Origin of the sequence: Exiguobacterium aurantiacum, from assembly GCF_001766415.1 — a bacterium.
Classification (GTDB): Bacteria; Bacillota; Bacilli; order Exiguobacteriales; family Exiguobacteriaceae; genus Exiguobacterium; species Exiguobacterium aurantiacum_A.
The window spans coordinates 799,610-822,162 of sequence record NZ_MKXO01000001.1 but is presented as its reverse complement, the minus strand read 5'-3'; the positions used below and the strand labels follow the sequence as shown (position 1 = coordinate 822,162).

The following is a 22,553-nucleotide window of genomic DNA, read 5'->3' as shown; positions in this document are numbered from 1 at the left end:
TGAAAACAAACACAAAGGGAGCGACAACACATGGAAACGTATATCGAACTGTACAACGGCGGCGAGTTAGGGGACCAGGCAGTCATCAATGACGGGATGACGTTCGGCCGGGTCACGATTGTGGAATTATTTTATCAGACGAACCACATCTTCGGTTACGTGAAAGCTGACGGGGAGAAACGCTTCTTCCTAGAACCGATTGCTGGAGATGACACGTTCGACGTCGAAGGAGAGCGCTATTCCCTCCAACAGTTCATCGCCCTATTTTGATATTCACGACGCAAGCGACTCGCTTGCGTTTTTTTGTTGTTTTCGTCACGATTGGTGTGAGGTGATGAAGATGAAACTTGTAGCAATTGAACCAACACCAAGTCCGAACAATTTAAAGATCATTGTCGAACCGGCTTTTTCTGGCCGCGGGATCACATATGACAAGGCGAGTCAGGACGTCCCGGAGACGATCCGAGACATCATCGCATTACGAGGCGTCAAATCGGTATACGCTGTCTCCGATTTTTTAGCGGTCGAACGGCATCCGAAACACGATTGGCACGACGTCATGAACGACATCCGTCGTGCGTTCGGCGAAGACGTCGCTGAAGGAGAAGCGAGCCAGTTGACGGCAGACTATGAGCCGGTCCACGTATCGGTCCAGTTCGTATTAGACGTCCCGATGCAGTTGAAACTCGTCAAAGGCGACGAGGAGAAACGGGTCGGTTTGTCTAAACGCTTTGTCGACGCAGCGATGCAGGTACAGCAGCAAGTGAAAAACGTCATTCAAGATCGCCGCTGGGTCGAACAAGCACCTCGCTACGGAGAGCTTGAAGACGTGAGCGGTGTCGCCCAAGAAGAACTTGAAGCGGCCTATCCAGAAGATCGCGTCGCTCGGATTGTCGCCCGTGCTTTCGGGCGCGAGGCGGATTACGAGGCCAACGTGTCGCAACTCCAGTCGGAGGACTGGAAAGCACGGATGGCATTCTTGGATGAACTGCAAATCGAACCGGAGAACATGAATTACTTCCGCCGGGCACTCGAGGACAAGGTGATGGCGATCCGTCGTCAAGCAGTCGTCATGATTGGTATGTTTGAAGAAAATCGGGAGGATTACGTCACCTATATCGAGCAGGCACTCGTCGATCCGTCACCGATCGTGAGACGGACCGCGGGGGACACCGTCTCTGATTGGGCGTTGTCAAAATCTCAGCCATCGATGATCGAGGCGCTCAAAGATAAAAGTAAGCTTGTCCGTTGGCGGGCCGCACGCTTCTTGTTCGACTGTGGTGATGAGCAGGCCGTACCGGCTTTGAAAATCGCCGAGGACGACCGTGAGTTCGAGGTTTCTCTCCAAGCACGTCTCGCCAAAGAGCGAATTACGAGCGGAGAAACGGCACTCGGAACGGTATGGCAACAAATCTCGAACCGTTCGAAATAAACCATTCGACAAGTCAGGTTTGTTCAAATTTACAATTATAGGAAGTGAGAGGAGTTCGCTTGGCGAATTGCCTCTCTTTTTCGTTTGTCCTTACATAATTCAACCAATCGGTTAACAATCGGTGCCAGTTATTCGACAGACAAGTCGAGCTCGGAGCGGGACTGTCGAACGATAGGACGTTTTTATTTGAATAACGTTGGTACACTGAAAGTATCTTATTTGGACAAAGGAGCAACACTCATGATTCTTTTTGCAGAAACAACTGAACTCGTAGCTTACAAAGAAGTGGTCGATGGCATGATCACCGTCATTTTTGAGACGATTCATAGTGAGACGTTCTCAATCTCTGCACAAGTTCGTTCTGACATCGACGTCGCTGACTCGTTGTTCGTGACCGGTTGGCAGCAATACGTGGAAAACCTACAAGTTTCTTAAAAAAGGTAAATAATATAGGGAAATCCATTACAAACGTCTGCACGAACGTATACACTAGTGCTATAGACGTTTTTTTATTTTGTTGAGGAGAGTGGAATACGTGAAAAAAACTTGGTTGCTAGTCGTGGTCGCTGCGATGATGCTCGTGGTAGCGGCGTGTGGTAAAGAAGAAGCAACTCCGAGCGATGTGGACGGGAACTCGTCGGCAGCTCCAGCTTTATTGACGCTTGAGACGGACGCGAGCTACAATGCCGACACAAAACAATTATCGGCGACGGTTTCGATGACGAACCCGAATGAAGGACCGGTCAAGGTGACCTTCAATTCATCGCAACGTTTTCAGTTGACGGTCATGAACGGAGAAACGACCGTTTTTGATTACGGCAGCGAATATATGTTCACTGAATCAATTATCGAAGAGACGTGGGAACCGGGTGAGACGAAAGTGTTTGACGAAGTGTTCCCGCTCACACTCGAGAGCGGAGAGTATACGGTTGATTTCGTCAGTCTCGCTCAAGTCGAAGGCGCACCAGAGATGGCAGCCACCGATCAAAAAACGTTATCAGTTGAAGCGGTAGAGGCGCCGCCTGCGGAAGAACCGGCAGAAGAGCCTTCTGAAGAGCCAACGGATGAGCCGAGCGAGCAGCCGGCCCAAACGGACGGTGCGTTCAGCGATGTCTCGATTAAGAGAAACGGGAATTTGATTGAAGTGGCTGGGTACACGAACGTCGAGGAGTTCGAATGGAGCGTCTCGGACGGGCATAACGTGTTTGCGCAAGGGGCGTCGCAACCGACGGCCGGCGGCTTCACGTTCGGCGTGTTATTAGATGAGGAACCGACATCAGGACAGTCGCTCTTCCTAGAGATGACACCGATCGGCGGAGACGTCGCATCGTTCCGCGTTCAATAACCGTTAGACGGAAACTCACGTTTCCGTCTTTTTTTTGGAATCCAAACGTATTGACGACAAAACCAGATTGTCAGACAATAAGGCAAACCGACTTACAAACAAGGAGGAAACGAAAGATGCAACAACACATCATCGAATCGACTCATGTGAAATCGCACATCGATCCAGTTCAAGAAGTCCGTCGACGAATCGACTTTTTAAAAACGTACGTCAAACGTGTGGGGGCGAAAGGACTCGTCCTCGGTATTTCAGGTGGACAAGACTCGACACTCGCGGGCAAGTTATGCCAACACGCGATGGAAGAGTTGCGGGCTGAGACCGGCGGCGACTATACGTTTTATGCGGTGCGCCTCCCATACGGCGAACAACATGACGAAGACGACGCCAAGCGGGCGCTTGATTTCATCCGGCCTGACAAGACGTTCACCGTCAACATCAAGCCGGCCGTCGATGCTTCGGTCGAGGCGTTCAAACAAGCAACGACGCTCGAACTCGGCGATTTCCATAAAGGGAACACGAAAGCGCGTGAACGGATGAAAGTCCAATATGACATCGCGGCGACGTTCGGGGCGCTTGTCGTCGGGACTGACCATGCGGCAGAGTATGTGACTGGATTTTATACGAAGCACGGGGACGGGGCAGCCGATTTGACGCCACTCACGGGACTGAGCAAGCGTCAAGGAAAAGCGTTGCTCCATGAGCTCGAAGCGCACGAGAGTCTGATTTATAAAGTGCCGACGGCTGACCTCGAGGACGACAAACCGGGTCTTCCCGATGAAGTCGCACTGGGGATGACGTATGACCAACTCGACGATTATTTAGAAGGGAAAGCCGTCGACCCGGCTATCGCCGAGCGGATCGAGACGATCTTTAAACGGTCGCGCCATAAGCACCATATGCCGGCGTCGCTCTATGACGAGTGGTGGCAATAAGCTAAATAAAGAGGAGACGCGGTCAATTTCGACCGTGTCTCCTCTTTCCATTCAACGAACAGTACGTTTTGGAACGAATTGAATAGCTAAAATCAGCGTGAACGCGATGAAGCTCAAGAGCGGGATCGTGACGAACCCGAAGTAGTTCACCCAACGGATGAGACAGTCGTTGCTGCAAAACGCATCCCCGTTCGGAATCCGTTCGAGCACGACGTGGTATAGGCTGATCAGCCAGCCGGCACCGGCCATCAGTCCGATGAAGAGACGGTTGACCTCACGGTTCGTCAACATGATAGTCAAGTAATAAATCGCGAGCGGGTACATGAATATGCGCTGAAACCAGCACAGCTTGCAGGGCAGATAAAGCATGACTTCGGAGAAGTACAAACTTCCGAGCGTCGCGACGGTCGCGACAATAAAGGCAAAATGATGACGTTGCATACGATTTCCTCCTGACGACTCAAAAATTGCGAATGAACATGATATGATACAGGTTAGCAACAATGAATTTAGTATACAGTCTTAGAAACGATATAGAAATAGGTGACGTCATGCAAGTATCAGAAGTGGAAGTGTTGATCGTCCTCGCCGAAGAGTTGAATATGAGAAAAGCCGCCGAGCGGTTGTTCGTCTCCCAACCGGCTTTAAGCCAACGCCTCGTCACAATCGAGCATCAGTGGGGCAAAAAGATTTTCGTCCGCTCGACGCGAGGCCTCGCCCTCACCCCGGACGGTGAGAAAATCATCGACTTCGCGAAAAAGATGTATAGCGAAGAGCAAGAACTTCGGGGAGAGTTGACGGCCAAACAAGGCGAAGTGTATGGGACGCTCAAAATCGCGGTCGCCTCGATCATGGGACAGTATTGGTTGCCCCGCGTCTTGAAACGATTCATGGAACGGTATCCGTCCGTCCGGGTCAAACTCGTGACGGGCTGGTCGAGCGAGATGATGCGCTATATGCTCGAAGAGAGTTTCCATATCGGGATCATTCGCGGTAATCCGGACTGGCGCGGAGAAAAGATGAAACTGTTCTCAGATTCGCTTCACCTCGTTGATATGCGGATGACCGATTTAAAGCAGTTGAAAAATAACGAGCGCTCGTTCATTCAGTTTAAGAGTGACTCGACCTATTATCAAGAAATCCTTGAATGGTGGCAAGAGCGGTTCTCGAGTCCTCCGCTCACAACGCTCGTCGTCGATCAAATCGAGACGTGCAAACAGATGGCGCTGCATGGGATTGGTTTTGCCATCTTGCCGGAGTCGACGATTCGCGATGTCGAGGCGATCAATAAGATCCCGCTTACGTCGTCGAACGGGACACCGCTTGTGCGTGACACGTGGATGTTGTCGACCGACTCGATGCTCGAGCTCGCGCAAGTGAAAGCGTTTTGGGAAATCGTTGAAGAAGTGACAAAGGAGAGTGTGGAATGAGTTGGGCCATAGAAGCTAGAAGACAGTTACATTTGATTCCAGAACCGGGTTACAAAGAGTTTAAAACACAAGCGACGCTTGAGGAGTTGATTCGTTCGTTTAACTCGTCACGGGTCCACATCTCGCATTGGCGAACCGGACTGTTCGTACGTGTCGACGGTCTTGTCGGCGACAAGACGATCGGGTATCGGGCCGATATGGACGGATTGCCGATCACGGAAGAGACCGGACTTGAGTTCGCCTCGGTCCATGAAGGCATGATGCATGCCTGTGGCCATGACGTCCATATGGCGATCGCGCTCGGCTTGATCAAACGCGCGATCGAAGAGCCGCTCGATCATCATCTCGTCGTCTTTTTCCAACCGGCCGAAGAAGGGCCGGGCGGTGCGGAACCGATGGCGATGTCGGAGTTGTTCTATCATTTCCGTCCTGACGCGATGTTCGGTCTCCACGTGGCGCCGGAATACCCGGTCGGCACGATTGCCTCACGACCGGGCGTCTTGTTCGCGAGTGCGCGTGAGCTCCACCTCACGATTCACGGCAAGGGTGGGCACGGCGCTTTCCCGCATGCCGGGATTGACGCTGTCATCGTTCAGGCGGCATTGATCATGCAGCTGCAGACGATCATCTCTCGCAACATCGACCCGATGGGGAGCGCCGTGATCAGTATCGGTAAAGTCGCTGCCGGCACGAAAGAGAACATCATCGCCGAGACGGCCAAGCTCGATGGGACGATCCGGGCACTGTCGGATAAAGAAATGGTCGTCCTTGAGCGCCGGATCCGTCAAGTCATCGCCGGTGTCGAGATGACGTATAACGTCCATATCGACCTCGAGTTCGGCAACCGGTACCATGAAGTAGTGAACGACGAACGATATTTGTTCCAGTTCGAGGAAGCGGTCGAAGACGTCGGCTATTCGTATAAGACGTGCGTTCCGGCCATGACCGGTGAGGATTTCGGCTATATGTTGAAACAAGTGCCGGGGTTCATGGTATGGCTCGGGGTGAACGACATGGGTTCAGGTCTTCATCAAGCGACGCTCAATCCGGATGAGCGGGCGATCGATGTCGCGGTCGAACTGTTCGATCATTTCTTTAGAACGGTCATTGTGAAGTGAACGAAGCGGACACGTTGCTGTCCGCTTTTTTTGTTGGAATGTGTTGAATTGTGCTTCCGATGTGAGGAAAAAGGGAATTTATTATGATTGTAAAGCGTCAATATTGTTAAGCTTGTTCAAATGTGAACATTTTGCGAACTCAAGCATTGAGACATTACAGCGCTATATAAAATCATTATGATAGGGTTATCCAAAGGAAATCATCTGTGATGTTTCGTTTCACGCATCGTGTGAAGCGCTAGAGAGAGATAGGAGGTAATCAATAGATGTTTCAAGATCCGGTCCTGATGAGTCGGGCGTTAACGGCACTCACGTTAGGCTTTCATGTGATTTTTGCCACAATCGGCGTCGGGGTTCCACTTTTAATTTTATTGGCAGAGTTTTTAGGTATTAAAAAGAAAGATCCGAAATACATCTTGATGGCTCGTCGGTGGTCGCGAGGCTATGTCGTGACCGTCGCGGTCGGTGTCGTCACCGGTACAGCCATCGGGCTGCAGTTATCACTGCTTTGGCCAAACTTGATGCGCGTCGCCGGTCAGACGATCGCGCTGCCGTTGTTCATGGAAACGTTCGCGTTCTTCTTTGAAGCGATCTTCCTCGGCATTTATTTGTACACGTGGGATCGGTTTAAAAACCCGTGGCACCATATGCTGATCGGGATTCCAGTCGCTGTTGGTGCACTGTTCTCAGGCTTCTTCATTACGACAGTCAACAGCTTTATGAACCAACCTGTCGGATTTGATATCGTCGATGGAAAACTTGCGAACGTGAGTCCGCTCGAGGCGATGTTCAGCCCGGCGATGCCGACAAAGATGGCGCACGTATTAACGTCTGCCATTTTGACATCGGCGTTCATCTTAGCGGCGATTGCGGCCGTGCAGTTATTGCGCCAACGCCGTAACCAGCTCGACAAATTGTCTATCGAGTATCACAAAAAAGGTCTTCGCTTAACGATGACCGTCGCGCTCATCTTTGCGATTGCGACTGCGCTCGTCGGGGACTTCTCAGGTAAATACTTGGCGAAGTATCAGCCAGATAAGTTGGCGGCGGCAGAGTGGCATTTTGACACCTCCTCCGAAGCCGAACTCATCTTGGGCGGATGGCTCGAAGACGATGGTGAAGGTGGTTACGAAGTACGCGGGGCCATTAAAATCCCTTATGCGTTGTCAATCTTAGCGGGCGGTGTCCCAAACTATGAAGTGACGGGTCTTAATGAATTTGCGAAAGAGGACCAACCGCCACTGTTCATCCACTATCTGTTTGATGCGATGGTCGGAATCGGGATGCTTCTTGCGCTCATCTCATTCCTGTTCGTCCTCGGACGCTACATTAAGCGATTGCCTCAATTCAGCAAACCGATGCTGATCGCGATTGCGGCGGGAGGCCCTCTCGCCATGATGGCAATCGAGTTCGGGTGGTTCTTCGCCGAGTTTGGCCGTCAGCCATGGGCGCTCTATGATTTGATGCGCACGAGTGAGGCAGCGACGACGTCGGCTAACGTAGGTTGGATGCTCATCGCCTTCGCGATCCTATATGCGGTTCTTGGCGTGGTCACAGTGCTCGTCTTGACACGTCTGTTCAAGGACAACCCAGTCGGGAAAGAACTAAAACAATCGGAACATCGCGGCGAAGCGATGTTTGCGGATGAAGTGTGATCGGAGGATATGACATGCAAATTCAAGAATTAGGGATTGCCGTATTATGGACGTTTTTATACGGCTATCTCATCGTTGCATCGATTGATTTCGGTGCCGGCTTCTTCGCTTTCTATAGTAAGTACACGAAGCGAGACCAAAAAATCAATCGCCTGATTCAACGGTATTTGTCACCGACATGGGAAGTGACGAACGTCTTCTTCGTCTTCTTCTTCGTCGGAATCGTCGGGTTCTTCCCGGATACGGCTTACTATTATGGAACGGCCTTGTTAGTACCGGCCTCTGTCGTGTTGATCTTGCTCGCGATTCGCGGAAGTTTTTATGCGTTCGCGAACTACGGTTCGAAAGAGAGTACGTTTTACGTGTTCTTGTACGGGGCGACAGGTTTATTGATTCCGGCGGCGATGTCGACCGTGCTCACGGTCAGCCAAGGCGGATTCATTAACGAGACAGAGTCGGGTGTGTTCTTTGACGGATTGAAGTTGTTCACAAACTTCTACTCGTGGACAGTCGTTATCCTTGCGATCGTGTCGGTGCTCTATATTAGTGCGATGTTCCTCTTGTTCTATGCGGACAAGGCACGTGATGTCGAAGCAGTCGGCCTCGTGCGCAAGTGGGCGCTCTTCTGGAGTGTTCCGACGATCCTCGCTTCAGGACTCGTCTTCTTCGGCTTGAAATCGCAGGCGGCATGGCACTATGAAAACATTTTGGCGGGTAACTGGTGGTGGTTCGCCGCGAGTTTCGTCTTCTTCATCATCGCCGTATCGTTCGTCTACTTGAAACGCAACTACGGACTCGCTTTCTTAATGGTCATGGGTCAGTTCTTCATGGCGTGGTTCGGATATGGTTATACGCATTTGCCGTATATCCTCTATCCGTATATCGACATTAACGGAAGCGTCGTCAACGAGTCGATGGCGATCGCGCTCGTCATCGTGTTCATTTTAGGATTGCTCTTACTCGTACCAGCGTTGTATTTATTGCTTCGTCTGTTCTTGTTCGACAATGACTATGTGCGTGGAAAACGTTCAAGCGGTAAAGCATAAGACCGGGATTTCCCGGTCTTTTTTGTATAGTTTTTTTAGGGCGAATCGGTTACACTGTACGAAGAATCGGGAACAGAAACCGCTGTAGGGAAAGGGATGTTTTGAATATGACAGGTGAATTTGCAGTCATCGGGTTAGGTCGGTTTGGTGGGTCGATCGTGCGGGAGTTGTCGTCGAACGGATATGACGTGCTCGCCATCGACGTGGATGAAGAACGCGTCAATGAGTTCATGGGCCTAGCCACGCACGCGGTCATTGCCGACACGACCGATGAGAACGTCTTAAAGAGTCTTGGGATTCGTAACTTCGAACACGTGATCGTGGCAATCGGAGAAAATATTCAAGCCTCGATTTTGACGACGTTGATTTTGAAAGAGCTCGGTGTCCAAATCATCACGGTGAAAGTGACGAACGACTACCACGAAAAAGTCCTACGTCGAATCGGTGCGGATAACATCGTCCACCCGGAACGCGATATGGGCGTCCGGATCGCCAACGGATTGATGAGCCAAAGTATCTTGGACTACCTCGAACTTTCAAATGAACATTCGATTGTCGAGATCAAGGCTTCTGATAAACTATCGAATAAATCACTGATCGATTTGGACCTTCGTGCCAAATACGGAGTCAACATCGTCGCCATCCGTCGTGGTGACGACGTCTTGATTTCTCCTCAAGCCGACGAGATGATCCTGCCGGAAGATATCTTGATCATCATCGGAAAAGATACTGACCTCGACCGGCTCGAACGCTCGCTTCGGTCAAGATAAAAACGAGAGGCGCGCGCCTCTCGTTGTTTTTTAGATTAGCTTCATAGTTTTTAGTCCGTACTCGATCCCGTCTTCAAGAATCGATTTCGTCACAAAGTCGGCCGCTTCTTTTGCCTCGGCTCGTCCGTTGCCCATCGCGATGCCTGTACCGACGTATCGGAGCATCGCCAAATCGTTCAACGCGTCACCGAAGGCGTATGTGTTCTCGAGGCGATAGCCGTTCGTCTCGATGAAGTGGCGAATGCCGTCCGCCTTGCTCGCCCCGCGATTGATGACGTCCATCGCATGCGGGTGCCACCGGATAAAATCGAATTCGCTATAAGCGTCGAGATAATGATGCTCCTCTTCAGCCGTGCAGTAGAGCAACGTCTGATAGACGTCCTGTTCAATGTGGAAGTTTGGCGCGTACGTCGGGATCGGCATATCGAGTTCACCGAGCGACTGTTCGACGACGTGGTCGTTCGGTTTAGTCGCGCCGCCACGGTCTTGTCCGAGATAGACGAGTGTGTGGTCAAACGTTCCCGCATGGTCCGTCAAACGGCTGAGCGCATGAGTCGGTAGCGTGTTCCGATAGACGATTTCCCCACGGTGGACGACGATTTGGCCGTTGTAGCACACCATGCTCTCGATTCCAAGTTGCTGCGGGATGTCTGAGAGCATCGCCGGGCCTCGTCCCGTCGCGATGAACGTCTCGACTCCGTTCGCACGAAGTTGTTCGATCGCCCCAATCGTCGAAGGCGGAATATACGTCCCTTCGTGGAGAAGCGTGCCGTCAATATCAAAAAAGACTACTTTTTTATCTTCCATTCGAATCACCATGCTTTCTCTGTCTTGTTTAGGGTATTTCTATACAGAAAAGCATACCACGAAATCAAGAAACCGCCCTCAATCTGACGTCATTAGTGAAATTTTGTCACAATATGAGCTATAATGAAGAAAGAATCTTACGGAGACATAACTTTATCACGAGAATCACTTATGTATCACATAGATGAAAATCAACTAACTAGAAGTAAGGAGAGATTAAATGAAGTTTGTAAAGAACCATCAAACCGCTGTGTTCGCATTAGGCGGACTCGGAGAAATCGGGAAGAATACGTACGTCGCTCAATTTCAAGATGAGATTATTGTCATCGACGCCGGGATTATGTTCCCAGAGGATGACTTGCTTGGGATCGACTACGTCATTCCAGATTACTCATACTTGATCAAAAACAAAGAAAAAGTAAAAGGGGTGTTCATCACCCACGGTCACGAAGACCATATCGGTGGAATCCCGTTCTTGTTGAAACAAGTCAAACTGCCGATCTATGCGACAAAGCTCGCCCTCGGGTTGATCAAAGTGAAACTTGAGGAGCATGGCTTGCTTCGCGAGGCCGAATTGCATGAAATCGATGAGGATACGATCGTCAAGTTCAGAAAGACGAGTATCTCGTTCTTCCGGACGACTCACTCGATTCCGAACTCGCTAGGTGTCGTCGTCAAGACGCCACAAGGCAACATCGTCCATACCGGCGACTTCAAGTTCGACTTCACACCGGTCGGCGAGCCGGCTGATATCGCCAAAATGGCTGAGATCGGGAAAGAAGGCGTCCTTTGTCTCTTGTCGGACTCGACGAACGCAGAAATCGAAGGGTTCACGATGAGTGAAAAAGTCGTCGGCGGGACGATCAGTGAGACGTTCCGTAAAGCGGAAGGGCGCATCATCTTCGCGACGTTCGCCTCGAACATCTATCGTCTGCAACAAGTCATCGACTCTTGTGCTGAGACGGGCCGCCACTTGCTCATCTTCGGTCGCTCGATGGAAAAAGTCATGACGATCGGACAAGATCTCGGCTTCATCAACGTACCAAAAGGAATGATTATCGAGACGAACCAGATGCGCAACTTCCAACCACATGAAGTGGCGATTCTCTGTACCGGATCACAAGGTGAACCGATGGCTGCGCTCAGCCGGATTGCGAACGGGACACACCGTCAAGTTTCGATCATCCCTGGCGACACGGTCATCTTCTCATCGTCACCGATTCCTGGTAACGCCGTGTCGGTCGGTAAAACGATCAACCAACTGTACAAAGCGGGCGCTGACGTCGTCTACGGTAAACTCACGAACATCCATACGTCAGGTCACGGATCGCAACAAGAGCAGCTGCTCATGATCCGGTTGCTCAACCCGAAATTCTTCATGCCGATTCACGGAGAGTACCGCATGTTAGTGAAACATGCCGAGCTCGCGCAATCGGTCGGGATCCCGAAAGAGAACACGTTCGTAATGGACAACGGCGAAGTGCTCGCCGTCGATGCCGATTCGGCTGCCATTACAGGCAAAATTTCGGCGAACGCCGTCTATGTTGACGGAAACGGCATCGGTGACATCGGCAATATCGTCTTACGCGATCGCCGGATCTTGTCAGAAGATGGACTTGTCGTCGTCGTCATCAGCATCGACGGCAAGACGCGAAAACTCGTCTCCGGACCCGATATCATCTCGCGCGGATTCGTGTACATGCGTGAATCGGGCAGCCTGATTCGTGACGGTGAGCGCTTGCTCAAGAAGACGGTCGAACAAGGCTTATCGAACAAGCAGATGAAATGGTCAGAGATGAAGCAACTTGTCTCGGATACACTCACGCCATACTTGGCTCAAAAAACACGAAGACACCCAATGGTTCTTCCGATCATTATGGAAGTATAAACGAACGGGCTGTAGGTGACTACAGCCCGTTTTTTAGAGAATGAAAAAAGGGGCGGTGCGTATGGAACGGAAGAAGCGTAAGACAGGTTGGCTCAAGTGGGGACTTGCCGCATTTGCGATCTTATTTTTAGTCACGATGATTTATCATCAAGTAAAACCGCTGCCAGAAGGGGTGTCTCGAGCATCCGAACCGGTAAACATCTCGGATGACCAAATCGATTTTTTGTCTGATTTGACATACCAAGGAGAAGACACCGAAGTCAATGAGCAAGAGATCTTCCAAGATGTCGAACGATCGATCCGCGAGGCCCGGGAGTATATCGTCATGGACTTTTTCTTATTCAATCCATATTCAAATGAAGATCGACCGTATCCGGACATCACGGCCCGCCTGTCGTCAGCACTCATAGAACAGATGGAGCTATATCCGGACTTGAACGTCGTCTTGATCACAGACGAGATCAACACGACGTATAACGGTCACGCGTCTGACCATTTAGACGTGCTCAAGGAAGCGGGCGCGGAGATCGTCTACACGAACCTCGACGCGTTACGTGACCCGAATATCTTGTACTCGACGTTGTATCGCATCGGATTCCAATGGTTCGGGGACAGCCAAAACGGTTGGCTCCCGAACCCGATGGCGAAATCGGCACCGGACATCACGATTCGTTCTTATTTACGGTTACTGAACGTGAAAGCGAACCATCGCAAAGTCATGGTGACGGAGAACGACGGGTTCGTCCTCTCGGCGAATCCGCATGACGCGTCCGGTTACCATTCAAATGTCGGCGTCCGACTCGACGGTCCGATCCTAGCTGACATTCTTGAAGGGGAAGAGGCGATCGCCCGGTTCTCGAAAGGGGACGCGAGCCGTTTCCCGAGTGAAGAAAAGCTCGCCGCCTTACGTGACGAGGATTCGGACGGACCGATGCAGGTTCGTTACGTCACCGAGTCGAAAATTCAAGAAGCCGTCGTGAAAGCGATGGACGAGGCGGAAGCGGGCGAGACGATTTGGATCGGCATGTTCTATTTGGCCGATCGGAACATCATCCAAGCAATCCACGATGCCGCCGAGCGCGGCGTGTTCGTCAAGCTCATCCTTGACCCGAACACGAACGCGTTCGGGCGTGATAAGTCGGGTCTCCCGAACTTGCCGGTCACGGCTGAGCTCGTCGAAGTCAATCCGGAACAGATCGAGGTCCGTTGGTACGAAGTCGGGAAAGAACAATATCATCCGAAGATGCTCTACGTCGAAGGCGAGCAGCGTGTCGTTGTGATGGGGTCAGGCAACTATACGACCCGGAATATGAACGACTATAACCTCGAGGCGGACGTTGAAGTGACGACTGCGACCGAGACCGAGTTCATGCGCGAAGTCGATAGCTATTTCAAACGGCTTTGGAACAACGAGGACGGGACGTACACCGTCGCTTATGATGAGATTCAGACCGACTTGCCGATCGGCAAGTACTTGCTCTACTGGTTACAGAAGTTGACGTGGACGATGACCTACTGACCTAAAAACAAGCCCGTCCTCATCAGAGGGCGGGCTTCAGCTTGTTGACTAACATGATTGCTATGGCTCGTCCTTTCGGCGCCCACGCTTTCCGCAGGCAATCCCGGAGCCGCATCGCGACTCGTGTCGCTGCTGGGTCTCCGTTGGATTGCTATCCTGCAGGAGTCGCGGCGCCATCGGACGAGCAACGCACACGGTCCCATCTGGCGGCGGTCACCGCACAAAACATGAAGAAGCTGACTAGTTTATTGGCCTGGAGAGACCGTATACATACCATTTTTTCAATCTTGTGCCGGGCAGAGTGACTCGAGGTCATCGAACATAAAAAAGACGAACCAATTCGCGAAAAGCGAATTGGTTCGTCAACAGCCTAAGCCCGTCCTCATCAGAGGACGGGCTTGTTTTATTGCGTTTCGACTGGATTGAACTCATTTGAATACTCGTATAAGAACTCGCCCGTCTCACGGAGCACGTCCGTCTTCCGATGAAGTGAGAAGTGATCGTATGGGACGGTCTCGGTACCGATATTATTCGTGTATTCCTCGAGCAAGAGCGAGCTCGACGGTTCGATCAAGTTGAACTCGCCGCCTCGTCCTGAGAACGAATACACTTGGACGGAGCGGGGCCACGTCTCAAGCTTGGCCTGGAACGACTTGAGCCCATCAGAACTCGGCGACAAGTCGCGGATGGCCGGACTGCCCGTGTTCACACCGAAGTTGCTGGCGGATAAACCGAAGTTGGCGAGGCGCGTCCCGGCGAACGGGCTATCAAACGTAACGAGCTTATCGACGATATACTCGTCTTGGTTCAAAATGTAGTTGGCTGCGGCGACACCGCCCATACTGTGACCAATTACATACATGCGGTCGAATGAACGGTTTCGTTCCGCTTTGTACTCTTCGATGGCGAGGTTCAACCATTTCGTCTGGTTGTTCAAGGACGCTTCAGCATCCTCATATTCAATCCGGACGATCGGTCGGTTCGAACTGTAATCATTGATGACGCAGTCGACCGCTCCTTTCGCTGTCACCGTACAAAGCGCACCGTCTTTGGCAAATCCGCGCTGCTCCATGTATTGGGAGAAGCGGAGGAACGTCCGGTCGGTCCCGAGCAGGCCGTGGACGGCGAACGTCGGGATGAACTCATCGGTTTGGGCGGCTTGACGGATGGCTTCGACTTTTCGATCGTTCGTCAGTTCTTCACGTACGGTCACGATAATGATGGCTAACGCTAACAGGATGATCAACATACCGAGCACGCGCGAACGGATTGATGTCCGGTCGGGGTTTCCGACATTTTTCCTAGATCTCCGCCAAACGAAGAAAGCAGTCACACTAGCAATGAGGGCAACGACGATCGTGATGATCCACGCTTTGACGTTCGGTACGTGCGCGACAAGCATCATATTGTTTTGGCGTCCGCCGTACACTTGCCACTCGACTTGTTTCATCGAACGAGGGTCAAGGCCGGTCCCGTCCTCGACGAACACACCGGTCGGTACCGTCAAATTGAAACGGATGTCGGCTTGGCGGATGTAACGCTCGGCGAGTTCTTTCGGGGAACCGCTCAAGTTGACACCAGGCAAGTCGACGCGATCGAGACGTAAATCCAAGTTCGTCTTCAATACGTATGAATCGAACCAAATGCCGTCTTCCTTTTGAACGTCAAATTCCACGTCGGGGGGAACGAGGACACCGGCCGGTCCGGTCTTCCATTCCTGTTTAATGTTTTGCAGCTCATCGACGTTTTTGAACGTCTTCTTTAACACCATACCTTCGTAATCGTCTTCGCTCGAATAGTCTCGAGTCGCATAGCCGTTATCGTTCGCTTGTTGTTTCCACGTTTCCCAGTCGAGCCGTAAGTTTAATAGCTTCATGACCGGGTGATCGCGGAACGCATACGTCGTCTCGAGCGTGACAGACTGATCGTAGTGGACGGTGGCGTCATATTCGATCCGGACGCATCCACCGATTAAAAGAAACAAGAATGGGAATAGGAACAACAGTGTCTTTTTTTTCACGCTCGTCACCTCAGATCGGTTCACCGTATGTTTCTAGCGGATTGGTCGTATTAATGCGGTCATAAAACAGGACGCCGTCCAAGTGGTCGAGTTCGTGTTGGCAGACGATGGCTCGCATCCCGCGAAGACGTAACTTGATCGGATTGCCGTTACGGTCAAATCCTTCGAGGGTGATGCGACGGTGACGGGGTACGTTGCCTTTGACGATGCGATCGACAGATAAGCAGCCTTCACCGCCGTTCAAATACGTCTGTTCGAGCGAGTGACTCGTGATTTTCGGATTGAAGATCGACAGCTTGAACGTCTCTTCTTCCTCTTTTAGCAGGACGGTGAAGAACCGGCGATTGACACCGAGTTGTGGTGCAGCAATTCCGACACCGCCGCGAAGCTCATATTTCTCACTGATCTCAGGGTCTTGGCTGTTGACGAGGAACGTTTCCATCTCGTCGAGCAGGGCGAGGTCTTCTGCCGTAGGTGGAAGCGAGACTTCACTTGAACGGTTACGGAGCCGCTCATCTCCTTCACGAATCACGTCTTTCATTGTTAACATGGGTAAACTTCCTTTCCAATTGCGATATGTCCAATTATATCATATTTAATGAGCGAATCGCTCAGATGGTACAGAGGGTGAAATGAAAATGATACAGAGCGTAAAACATTCGAAAAATGTGTTCATGTAAGCGTTTTTATGGAGTGAGCATATTTTTTGCGTTATTGTAACAACCCGTTTTATACTGACAAGGAAACGGCAGGAGAAGTCATACTTTCCTGAATCACGTTAATACAGATTGCTTTTTTGGACAGATACACTTAAGATTTGAGATAGTGTTTGATCACAAAAAAAGACAATTGTCTCATAGTTGAAAGGATGAGGTGAAACGAATGAACAACGTTCAGGTACTTCAAAACGTGGAAGAAAACTTCCAAACGTTCCGTATTCTCGACGAGAAGGGCGAGGTCGTCAACCAAGACGCAATGCCAGATGTAACGGACGAGCAACTTCAGGAGCTTATGCGCCGCATGGTCTATACTCGAATTTGGGATCAGCGTGCCATCTCGCTTAACCGTCAAGGACGCCTAGGTTTCTACGCGCCAGTGGCAGGGCAAGAAGCAACGATGATCGGGACGCAATACGCGCTCGACAAGCAAGACTGGATTCTTCCGGGTTACCGCGATATCCCGCAACTCGTATTCCACGGACTTCCGCTTTATCAAGCGTTCTTGTTCTCACGTGGTCACGTGGCAGGAAACCGCATCCCAGAAGACGTTAACGTCTTAATGCCACAAATCATTATCGGTGCACAAATCATTCAAACAGCGGGTGTGGCCATGGGTCTCAAACGCAACGGCAACACGAACGTCGCCATTACTTACACGGGTGACGGCGGATCGTCACAAGGTGACTTCTACGAAGGTATGAACTTTGCAGGTGCATTCAAATCACCAGCTATCTTCGTCGTTCAAAACAACCGCTTCGCAATCTCGACACCTGTTGAGAAGCAGACGGCAGCTAAAACGATCGCGCAAAAAGCTGTAGCAGCGGGCATCAACGGAATCCAAGTTGACGGTATGGACGTACTTGCTGTCTTCGCCGCAACACAACAAGCGCGTAAAGACGCACTTGATGGGACACCGACGCTCATCGAAGCACTCACATACCGTTACGGACCACATACGCTCGCTGGGGATGACCCAACACGTTACCGTACGAAAGAACTCGATTCAGAGTACCAAGAAAAAGATCCACTCGTACGTTTCCGTCTTTTCCTCGAAGGCAAAAAGCTTTGGAGCGAAGACATGGAGAATGAAGTGATCGAACAAGCGAAAGCAGACGTGAAAGAAGCGATCAGCCTCGCGGACAAAGAACCAAAACAAAAAGTTTCGGACTTCATCAACAACATGTTCGAAACACTCCCTTCAAACTTGAAAGAGCAGCTTGAAGAATATACAGCAAAGGAGTCGAAGTAAGTTATGGCTCAAATGACAATGATCCAAGCGATTACTGATGCGATGCGCGTTGAAATGAAGCGCGACGAGAAAGTACTTCTTTTCGGAGAAGACGTTGGTAAAAACGGTGGGGTCTTCCGTGCAACGGAAGGTCTCCAAGACGAGTTAGGCGAAGACCGCGTCTTCGATACGCCACTCGCTGAGTCTGGTATCGGCGGTCTCGCGATCGGTCTTGCACTCACAGGCTTCCGTCCAATCATGGAAGTTCAATTCTTCGGATTCGTATTCGAAGTATTTGACTCAGTTGCTGCCCAAATGGCACGTATGCGTTACCGTTCAGGCGGCGCTTACAGCCAGCCGGTTACAATCCGTTCACCTTTCGGTGGCGGCGTTAAAACACCAGAACTTCACGCGGACAGCCTTGAAGGATTGATGGCTCAGACACCTGGTCTTAAAGTCGTCATCCCGTCAACACCGTATGATGCAAAAGGTCTTTTGATCGCGTCAATCCGTGACAACGACCCAGTCGTATTCCTCGAGCACATGAAACTTTACCGTTCGTTCCGTGGCGAAGTACCAGAAGGCGACTACACGATCGAGCTTGGAAAAGCAGACGTGAAACGCGAAGGTACTGACGTTTCGATCATCACATACGGTGCGATGGTTCATACTTCACTCAAAGCAGCTGAAGAACTCGAAAAAGAAAACATCAACGTCGAAGTAATCGACCTCATGACAATCAGCCCGCTTGATATCGACACAATCGTCGAGTCAGTTAAAAAGACTGGCCGCGCGATCGTCGTTCAAGAGGCACAGCGTCAAGCAGGGATTGCGGCGAACGTCGTAACTGAAATTCAAGAACGCGCGATTCTTCACCTCGAAGCACCAGTGCTTCGTGTAACTGCACCAGACACGGTCTTCGCTTTCGCACAAGGTGAAGATGCATGGTTACCTGACCATAAAGATGTCGTTGCAAAAGTTAAAGAAGTTATCAACTTCTGATCGTGTTCATTTAACGATAAGGGAGAATTGTCTCCCTTGTCGTGTTTACATGATTATTCGATAGGAGGAAAAACCAGTGGCAGTATTTGAATTTAAATTACCAGACATCGGTGAAGGAATTCACGAAGGTGAGATCGTCAAGTGGTTCGTCAAAGCAGGGGATACAGTGAAAGAGGATGACATCCTCCTCGAAGTTCAAAACGACAAAGCCGTCGTTGAGATTCCTGCTCCGGTCGACGGAACAGTCAAGGAAGTTAAAGTCTCTGAAGGAACAGTTGCCATCGTCGGCGACGTCCTCATCACGTTCGATATCGAAGGTGACGCACCAGCCGGTGAAGAAGAGGCAGCTCCTGAACAGCCAAAAGCTGAAGAGAAGACAGAAGAGATTCAAGAAGACGTGAAAGAAGACGGTCCACGTGAAGTTCAACTTCACAAGTCTGAGCGTGTCATCGCCATGCCTTCGATTCGCAAGTACGCTCGTGAAAAAGGCGTCGACATCCGTGAAGTCAAAGGAACTGGCGACAACGGTCGCGTTCTTAAAGAAGACATCGACGCGTTCGCAAACGGTGAAGCACCGACAGCGGAAGCTACAACAGAGAAAACAGAATCTGTAGCGACGGCCTCGGCTGCGAAGACGGAAATCAAGCCTTACGAGTCAGCTACACCTGAACTCGAAACGCGCGAGAAAATCCGTGGTATCCGTAAAGCGATCTCGAAAGCGATGGTCAACTCGAAACATACGGCTCCGCACGTAACACTCATGGACGAAGTCGATGTCACGAAACTTGTCGCACTCCGTAAAGAGTTCAAACAAGTCGCGGCTGACCAAGGCGTGAAACTCACGTACTTGCCATTCGTCGTCAAAGCATTGACAGCGGCAGCGAAAGCTTACCCAACAATCAACGCGTCAATCGACGATGTAAACGAAGAAATCGTCTACAAAAACTACTACAACATCGGTATCGCAGCTGACACGGATAACGGCCTCGTCGTTCCTGTCGTCAAAGATGCGGACCGTAAATCAGTCTACGCACTTGCAAACAACATCAATGAGCTTGCTGGCAAAGCCCGTGAAGGCAAACTTGCTGGGGACGACATGAAAGGCGGATCGATCACAATCACGAACATCGGTTCAGCTGGTGGACAATGGTTCACACCTGTCATCAACCACCCGGAAGTTGCAATTCTCGGTATCGGCCGCATTGCTGAAAAAGCTGTCGTCAAAGACGGAGAGATTGTCGCAGCACCAGTGCTCGCACTTTCATTCAGCTTTGACCACCGTCTCATCGATGGTGCGACTGCTCAAAACGCGCTCAACATGGTCAAACGCTTGCTTCAAGATCCAGCACTTCTAATGATGGAGGGATAATAACATGGTAGTAGGAGAATTCGCACAAGAAACTGATTTACTTGTCATCGGCGCAGGTCCTGGTGGATACGTCGCAGCAATCCGCGGCGCACAACTCGGACTCAAAGTTACAATCGTTGAAAAAGGCAACTTTGGCGGTGTCTGCTTGAACGTCGGTTGTATCCCATCAAAAGCGTTGATCACGGCTGGGCACAACTTCCAGCACGCTAAAGGTCACTCGTCAATGGGAATCACATCTGACAACGTGTCAGTTGACTTCACGAAAGTCCAAGACTGGAAACAGTCGGTCGTCAACAAATTGACTGGCGGCGTCAAAGGTCTTTTGAAAGGCAACAAGATCGAGATCGTTCAAGGTGAAGCGTTCTTCGCAGCTGAAGACACAGTTCGTGTCATCACAGAAGATAGCTCAACTCCTTACAAGTTCAAGAAAGCGATCATCGCGACTGGTTCGACACCAATCGAGATCCCATCGTTCAAATGGTCAAAACGCGTTCTTTCTTCAACTGGCGCATTGGCTCTTCCAGAAGTTCCGAAAAAGCTCGTCGTCATCGGTGGCGGCTACATCGGAATGGAACTTGGGACAGCGTATGCGAACTTCGATACTGAAGTCGTAGTCGTTGAAGGCGCAAGCGACATCTTGTCTGGCTTCGAGCCACAAATGACGCAAATCGTCAAAAAGAAACTCAAACAAAAAGGCAACGTCACGATCCACACGAACGCTCTTGCAAAAGGCGTCGAGGAAACGGAAGACGGCGTTATCGTGAAGTTTGAAGTGAACGGCGAAGAACAGACTGTTGAAGCGGACTACGTCCTCGTCACAGTCGGACGCCGTCCGAACACTGGCGACATCGGCCTCGAGAATGCTGAAGTTAAAATCAGCGACCGCGGCATCATCGAGATCGACGACCAGTGCAAGACGTCGAACGAAAACATTTTTGCAATCGGCGACATCGTACCAGGACCACCGCTCGCACACAAAGCTTCTTACGAAGCAAAAGTTGCAGCGGAGGCAGCTGCAGGTAAGCCGGCTTACCTCGACTACTCAGCAATCCCAGCGGTCGTCTTCACTGACCCTGAACTTGCGACAGTTGGTTACACAGAACCGCTCGCTAAAGAAGAAGGACTCGATTTCACAGTATCGAAATTCCCATTCGCAGCGAACGGTCGTGCCCTCGCCCTCGACGAGCCAGACGGCTTCATGAAGCTCATCACGCGTAAAGAGGACGGTCTTTTGATCGGTGCTCAAATCGCGGGTACAGGCGCTTCTGATATGATTGCCGAGCTTGGTCTCGCCATCGAAGCAGGCATGACAGCTGAAGATATCGCGCTCACAATCCACGCTCACCCATCACTCGGTGAGATGGCAATGGAAGCGGCAGAAATCGCAATGGGTATGCCAATCCACGTCGTTAAGTAATACAAAAACTCTCTCGCTACTCGCGGGAGAGTTTTTTGATGTAGTGGACGGTTCGTTCGACTTCATCGAAACCGATTCGAGCATGAAAACGTTGGCTCCCCTCATTGTCAAGCTCCGTATCTGAAGCGAGTTCGTCACAGCCTTTCGACCGAGCGTATGATGCGGCAGCTTCGACGAGCCGGGTCGCCACATCCTGCCCGCGTACGGATTCGTCAACGTATATCCCTTCTAAGAACGCAGTTGGAGAAGAGACGGCGCCGGGAACATAGTCATGTCTGAAACTGAGCTGGCAAAACCCGACTGCCGTGTTGTCGGTCGCCAAAAAATAATGCATCTTGCCGGAACGCAATCCGAGACGAAGCTCGGCCGTCAACTCGATCAACGGGGCGTCGGGCCAGAGCGCTTGCATGAGCGTCAATAGTGCGGCTTCGTCGCGCGCGCTTGCTTTTCGAATGTTCATGAGTCATCCTCCCTAGGTTTCACAAGTTCAGTATAAAGGAAAATAACATATGAAGTCAGAAAGGAGGGAATGATCATGGCGTTTGATGAGGAGCTATTATATACCGTTTCCGAGACGAGCCGCGTTCGGTTTACCGGCATCGAAACCGAGACGTCTCGTTATGATTTCGGATTTGTCTATACGCACCAGTTCATGGGGAAAGTACTCGTCGTCTGCATGCAGACCGGACAGTCAGCCCTTCTCGATATGCATGCGCTCGAAGAACCGAGACAGCTTTATCCGATGCTCGGAATCAATCTGTATGACACCGATCATGTTGCTGAATTTTTGCGTCTTTGTCTCGAGGAAGGGACGAAAGATGAAAAAACTTCAGAATCACCTCTTGAAAAAATGTAA

At 50.9% G+C, this 22,553-nt stretch carries 22 protein-coding genes; 17 read left to right on the top strand and 5 right to left on the bottom strand.

The features are described from left to right. Positions 1 to 30 precede the first annotated feature (30 nt). The 5 genes from BJU60_RS04205 (at position 31) to nadE (ending at position 3,709) form a co-directional block, all read left to right on the top strand. Complete coding sequence (locus BJU60_RS04205) at positions 31 to 270, top strand: hypothetical protein (protein ID WP_070327611.1); 240 nt, start codon at positions 31 to 33, stop codon at positions 268 to 270. 70 nt (positions 271 to 340) lie between these two features. Beyond that, on the top strand, positions 341 to 1,432 hold the full coding sequence (locus BJU60_RS04200; RefSeq protein WP_070327610.1) for a virulence factor: 1,092 nt from the start codon (positions 341 to 343) through the stop codon (positions 1,430 to 1,432). Positions 1,433 to 1,672: 240 nt separating this feature from the next. Beyond that, the gene (locus tag BJU60_RS04195) at positions 1,673 to 1,867 is read left to right on the top strand and encodes a hypothetical protein (RefSeq protein ID WP_070327609.1); all 195 of its coding nucleotides are present in this window, start codon (positions 1,673 to 1,675) and stop codon (positions 1,865 to 1,867) included. Positions 1,868 to 1,967: 100 nt separating this feature from the next. Continuing rightward, on the top strand, positions 1,968 to 2,777 hold the full coding sequence (locus BJU60_RS04190; protein ID WP_236636553.1) for a BsuPI-related putative proteinase inhibitor: 810 nt from the start codon (positions 1,968 to 1,970) through the stop codon (positions 2,775 to 2,777). Between the two features lie 116 nt (positions 2,778 to 2,893). Next, positions 2,894 to 3,709: an ammonia-dependent NAD(+) synthetase gene (nadE, locus tag BJU60_RS04185; RefSeq protein ID WP_070327608.1), complete on the top strand. Its 816-nt coding sequence runs from the start codon at positions 2,894 to 2,896 to the stop codon at positions 3,707 to 3,709. Positions 3,710 to 3,760: 51 nt separating this feature from the next. Here the strand turns inward: nadE and BJU60_RS04180 are convergent, their stop codons facing one another. Beyond that, a complete protein-coding gene (locus BJU60_RS04180) occupies positions 3,761 to 4,150 on the bottom strand; it encodes a disulfide bond formation protein B (protein WP_070327607.1) in 390 nt (129 codons plus the stop codon). Positions 4,151 to 4,260: 110 nt separating this feature from the next. Between BJU60_RS04180 and BJU60_RS04175 the strand changes: the two genes are divergently transcribed. From BJU60_RS04175 to BJU60_RS04155, 5 genes are all read left to right on the top strand, one after another. Further along, the gene (locus BJU60_RS04175; RefSeq protein ID WP_070327606.1) at positions 4,261 to 5,139 is read left to right on the top strand and encodes a LysR family transcriptional regulator; all 879 of its coding nucleotides are present in this window, start codon (positions 4,261 to 4,263) and stop codon (positions 5,137 to 5,139) included. Continuing rightward, complete coding sequence (locus BJU60_RS04170) at positions 5,136 to 6,257, top strand: N-acetyldiaminopimelate deacetylase (protein ID WP_070327605.1); 1,122 nt, start codon at positions 5,136 to 5,138, stop codon at positions 6,255 to 6,257. Before BJU60_RS04175 ends, BJU60_RS04170 begins: the two co-directional genes overlap by 4 nt. 266 nt (positions 6,258 to 6,523) lie before the next feature. Further along, complete coding sequence (locus BJU60_RS04165; protein ID WP_070327604.1) at positions 6,524 to 7,912, top strand: cytochrome ubiquinol oxidase subunit I; 1,389 nt, start codon at positions 6,524 to 6,526, stop codon at positions 7,910 to 7,912. A gap of 14 nt (positions 7,913 to 7,926) precedes the next feature. After that, the gene (locus tag BJU60_RS04160; RefSeq protein WP_070327603.1) at positions 7,927 to 8,958 is read left to right on the top strand and encodes a cytochrome d ubiquinol oxidase subunit II; all 1,032 of its coding nucleotides are present in this window, start codon (positions 7,927 to 7,929) and stop codon (positions 8,956 to 8,958) included. A gap of 107 nt (positions 8,959 to 9,065) precedes the next feature. After that, positions 9,066 to 9,728, top strand: a complete 663-nt coding sequence (locus BJU60_RS04155; RefSeq protein ID WP_070327602.1) for a potassium channel family protein — start codon at positions 9,066 to 9,068, stop codon at positions 9,726 to 9,728. A gap of 30 nt (positions 9,729 to 9,758) precedes the next feature. Here BJU60_RS04155 and BJU60_RS04150 read toward each other — a convergent pair whose 3' ends face one another. Continuing rightward, positions 9,759 to 10,547, bottom strand: a complete 789-nt coding sequence (locus tag BJU60_RS04150) for a Cof-type HAD-IIB family hydrolase (protein WP_174545506.1) — start codon at positions 10,545 to 10,547, stop codon at positions 9,759 to 9,761. A gap of 208 nt (positions 10,548 to 10,755) precedes the next feature. Between BJU60_RS04150 and rnjA the strand changes: the two genes are divergently transcribed. Together rnjA and BJU60_RS04140 are read left to right on the top strand one after the other, a co-directional pair. Next, positions 10,756 to 12,423, top strand: coding sequence for a ribonuclease J1 (gene rnjA / locus BJU60_RS04145; protein ID WP_070327600.1), 1,668 nt, complete (start codon positions 10,756 to 10,758; stop codon positions 12,421 to 12,423). 61 nt (positions 12,424 to 12,484) lie between these two features. Beyond that, positions 12,485 to 13,942, top strand: coding sequence for a phospholipase D family protein (locus BJU60_RS04140; RefSeq protein ID WP_083273978.1), 1,458 nt, complete (start codon positions 12,485 to 12,487; stop codon positions 13,940 to 13,942). Between the two features lie 403 nt (positions 13,943 to 14,345). On the opposite strand, the gene BJU60_RS04135 is transcribed toward BJU60_RS04140, so the two are convergent. Next, complete coding sequence (locus tag BJU60_RS04135) at positions 14,346 to 15,971, bottom strand: alpha/beta hydrolase (RefSeq protein ID WP_070327958.1); 1,626 nt, start codon at positions 15,969 to 15,971, stop codon at positions 14,346 to 14,348. Position 15,972: 1 nt separating this feature from the next. Beyond that, entirely contained in the window at positions 15,973 to 16,512 is a 540-nt protein-coding gene (gene def, locus BJU60_RS04130) for a peptide deformylase (RefSeq protein WP_070327598.1), read from the bottom strand. A 332-nt stretch (positions 16,513 to 16,844) separates the two neighbouring features. Between def and pdhA the strand changes: the two genes are divergently transcribed. The 4 genes from pdhA (at position 16,845) to lpdA (ending at position 21,697) form a co-directional block, all read left to right on the top strand. Beyond that, on the top strand, positions 16,845 to 17,930 hold the full coding sequence (gene pdhA, locus BJU60_RS04125; RefSeq protein WP_070327597.1) for a pyruvate dehydrogenase (acetyl-transferring) E1 component subunit alpha: 1,086 nt from the start codon (positions 16,845 to 16,847) through the stop codon (positions 17,928 to 17,930). 3 nt (positions 17,931 to 17,933) lie between these two features. After that, positions 17,934 to 18,911 (top strand): alpha-ketoacid dehydrogenase subunit beta, encoded by a 978-nt coding sequence (locus BJU60_RS04120; protein ID WP_070327596.1) that lies wholly within the window; start codon positions 17,934 to 17,936, stop codon positions 18,909 to 18,911. Between the two features lie 76 nt (positions 18,912 to 18,987). Continuing rightward, a complete protein-coding gene (locus BJU60_RS04115; RefSeq protein WP_070327595.1) occupies positions 18,988 to 20,280 on the top strand; it encodes a dihydrolipoamide acetyltransferase family protein in 1,293 nt (430 codons plus the stop codon). 4 nt (positions 20,281 to 20,284) lie between these two features. Then, positions 20,285 to 21,697 carry a dihydrolipoyl dehydrogenase gene (gene lpdA, locus BJU60_RS04110; protein WP_070327594.1) on the top strand — a complete coding sequence of 471 codons (1,413 nt, stop codon included), beginning with the start codon at positions 20,285 to 20,287 and terminating at the stop codon, positions 21,695 to 21,697. A 16-nt stretch (positions 21,698 to 21,713) separates the two neighbouring features. Here the strand turns inward: lpdA and aac(6') are convergent, their stop codons facing one another. Further along, entirely contained in the window at positions 21,714 to 22,157 is a 444-nt protein-coding gene (aac(6'), locus tag BJU60_RS04105) for an aminoglycoside 6'-N-acetyltransferase (RefSeq protein ID WP_070327593.1), read from the bottom strand. Between the two features lie 75 nt (positions 22,158 to 22,232). Here aac(6') and BJU60_RS04100 point away from each other — a divergent pair, with 75 nt between their 5' ends. After that, positions 22,233 to 22,553, top strand: coding sequence for a DUF3055 domain-containing protein (locus tag BJU60_RS04100; RefSeq protein WP_070327592.1), 321 nt, complete (start codon positions 22,233 to 22,235; stop codon positions 22,551 to 22,553).

Coding starts and splice junctions, on each gene's coding strand:
- pdhA (WP_070327597.1), top strand. CDS start 16,845: ATGAACAACGTTCAGGTACTTCAAAACGTGGAAGAAAACTTCCAAACG.
- BJU60_RS04165 (WP_070327604.1), top strand. CDS start 6,524: ATGTTTCAAGATCCGGTCCTGATGAGTCGGGCGTTAACGGCACTCACG.
- BJU60_RS04175 (WP_070327606.1), top strand. CDS start 4,261: ATGCAAGTATCAGAAGTGGAAGTGTTGATCGTCCTCGCCGAAGAGTTG.
- BJU60_RS04205 (WP_070327611.1), top strand. CDS start 31: ATGGAAACGTATATCGAACTGTACAACGGCGGCGAGTTAGGGGACCAG.
- BJU60_RS04170 (WP_070327605.1), top strand. CDS start 5,136: ATGAGTTGGGCCATAGAAGCTAGAAGACAGTTACATTTGATTCCAGAA.
- BJU60_RS04180 (WP_070327607.1), bottom strand. CDS start 4,150: ATGCAACGTCATCATTTTGCCTTTATTGTCGCGACCGTCGCGACGCTC.
- BJU60_RS04155 (WP_070327602.1), top strand. CDS start 9,066: ATGACAGGTGAATTTGCAGTCATCGGGTTAGGTCGGTTTGGTGGGTCG.
- lpdA (WP_070327594.1), top strand. CDS start 20,285: ATGGTAGTAGGAGAATTCGCACAAGAAACTGATTTACTTGTCATCGGC.
- nadE (WP_070327608.1), top strand. CDS start 2,894: ATGCAACAACACATCATCGAATCGACTCATGTGAAATCGCACATCGAT.
- BJU60_RS04150 (WP_174545506.1), bottom strand. CDS start 10,547: ATGGTGATTCGAATGGAAGATAAAAAAGTAGTCTTTTTTGATATTGAC.
- BJU60_RS04200 (WP_070327610.1), top strand. CDS start 341: ATGAAACTTGTAGCAATTGAACCAACACCAAGTCCGAACAATTTAAAG.
- BJU60_RS04140 (WP_083273978.1), top strand. CDS start 12,485: ATGGAACGGAAGAAGCGTAAGACAGGTTGGCTCAAGTGGGGACTTGCC.
- BJU60_RS04100 (WP_070327592.1), top strand. CDS start 22,233: ATGGCGTTTGATGAGGAGCTATTATATACCGTTTCCGAGACGAGCCGC.
- BJU60_RS04195 (WP_070327609.1), top strand. CDS start 1,673: ATGATTCTTTTTGCAGAAACAACTGAACTCGTAGCTTACAAAGAAGTG.
- BJU60_RS04160 (WP_070327603.1), top strand. CDS start 7,927: ATGCAAATTCAAGAATTAGGGATTGCCGTATTATGGACGTTTTTATAC.
- rnjA (WP_070327600.1), top strand. CDS start 10,756: ATGAAGTTTGTAAAGAACCATCAAACCGCTGTGTTCGCATTAGGCGGA.
- def (WP_070327598.1), bottom strand. CDS start 16,512: ATGTTAACAATGAAAGACGTGATTCGTGAAGGAGATGAGCGGCTCCGT.
- BJU60_RS04120 (WP_070327596.1), top strand. CDS start 17,934: ATGGCTCAAATGACAATGATCCAAGCGATTACTGATGCGATGCGCGTT.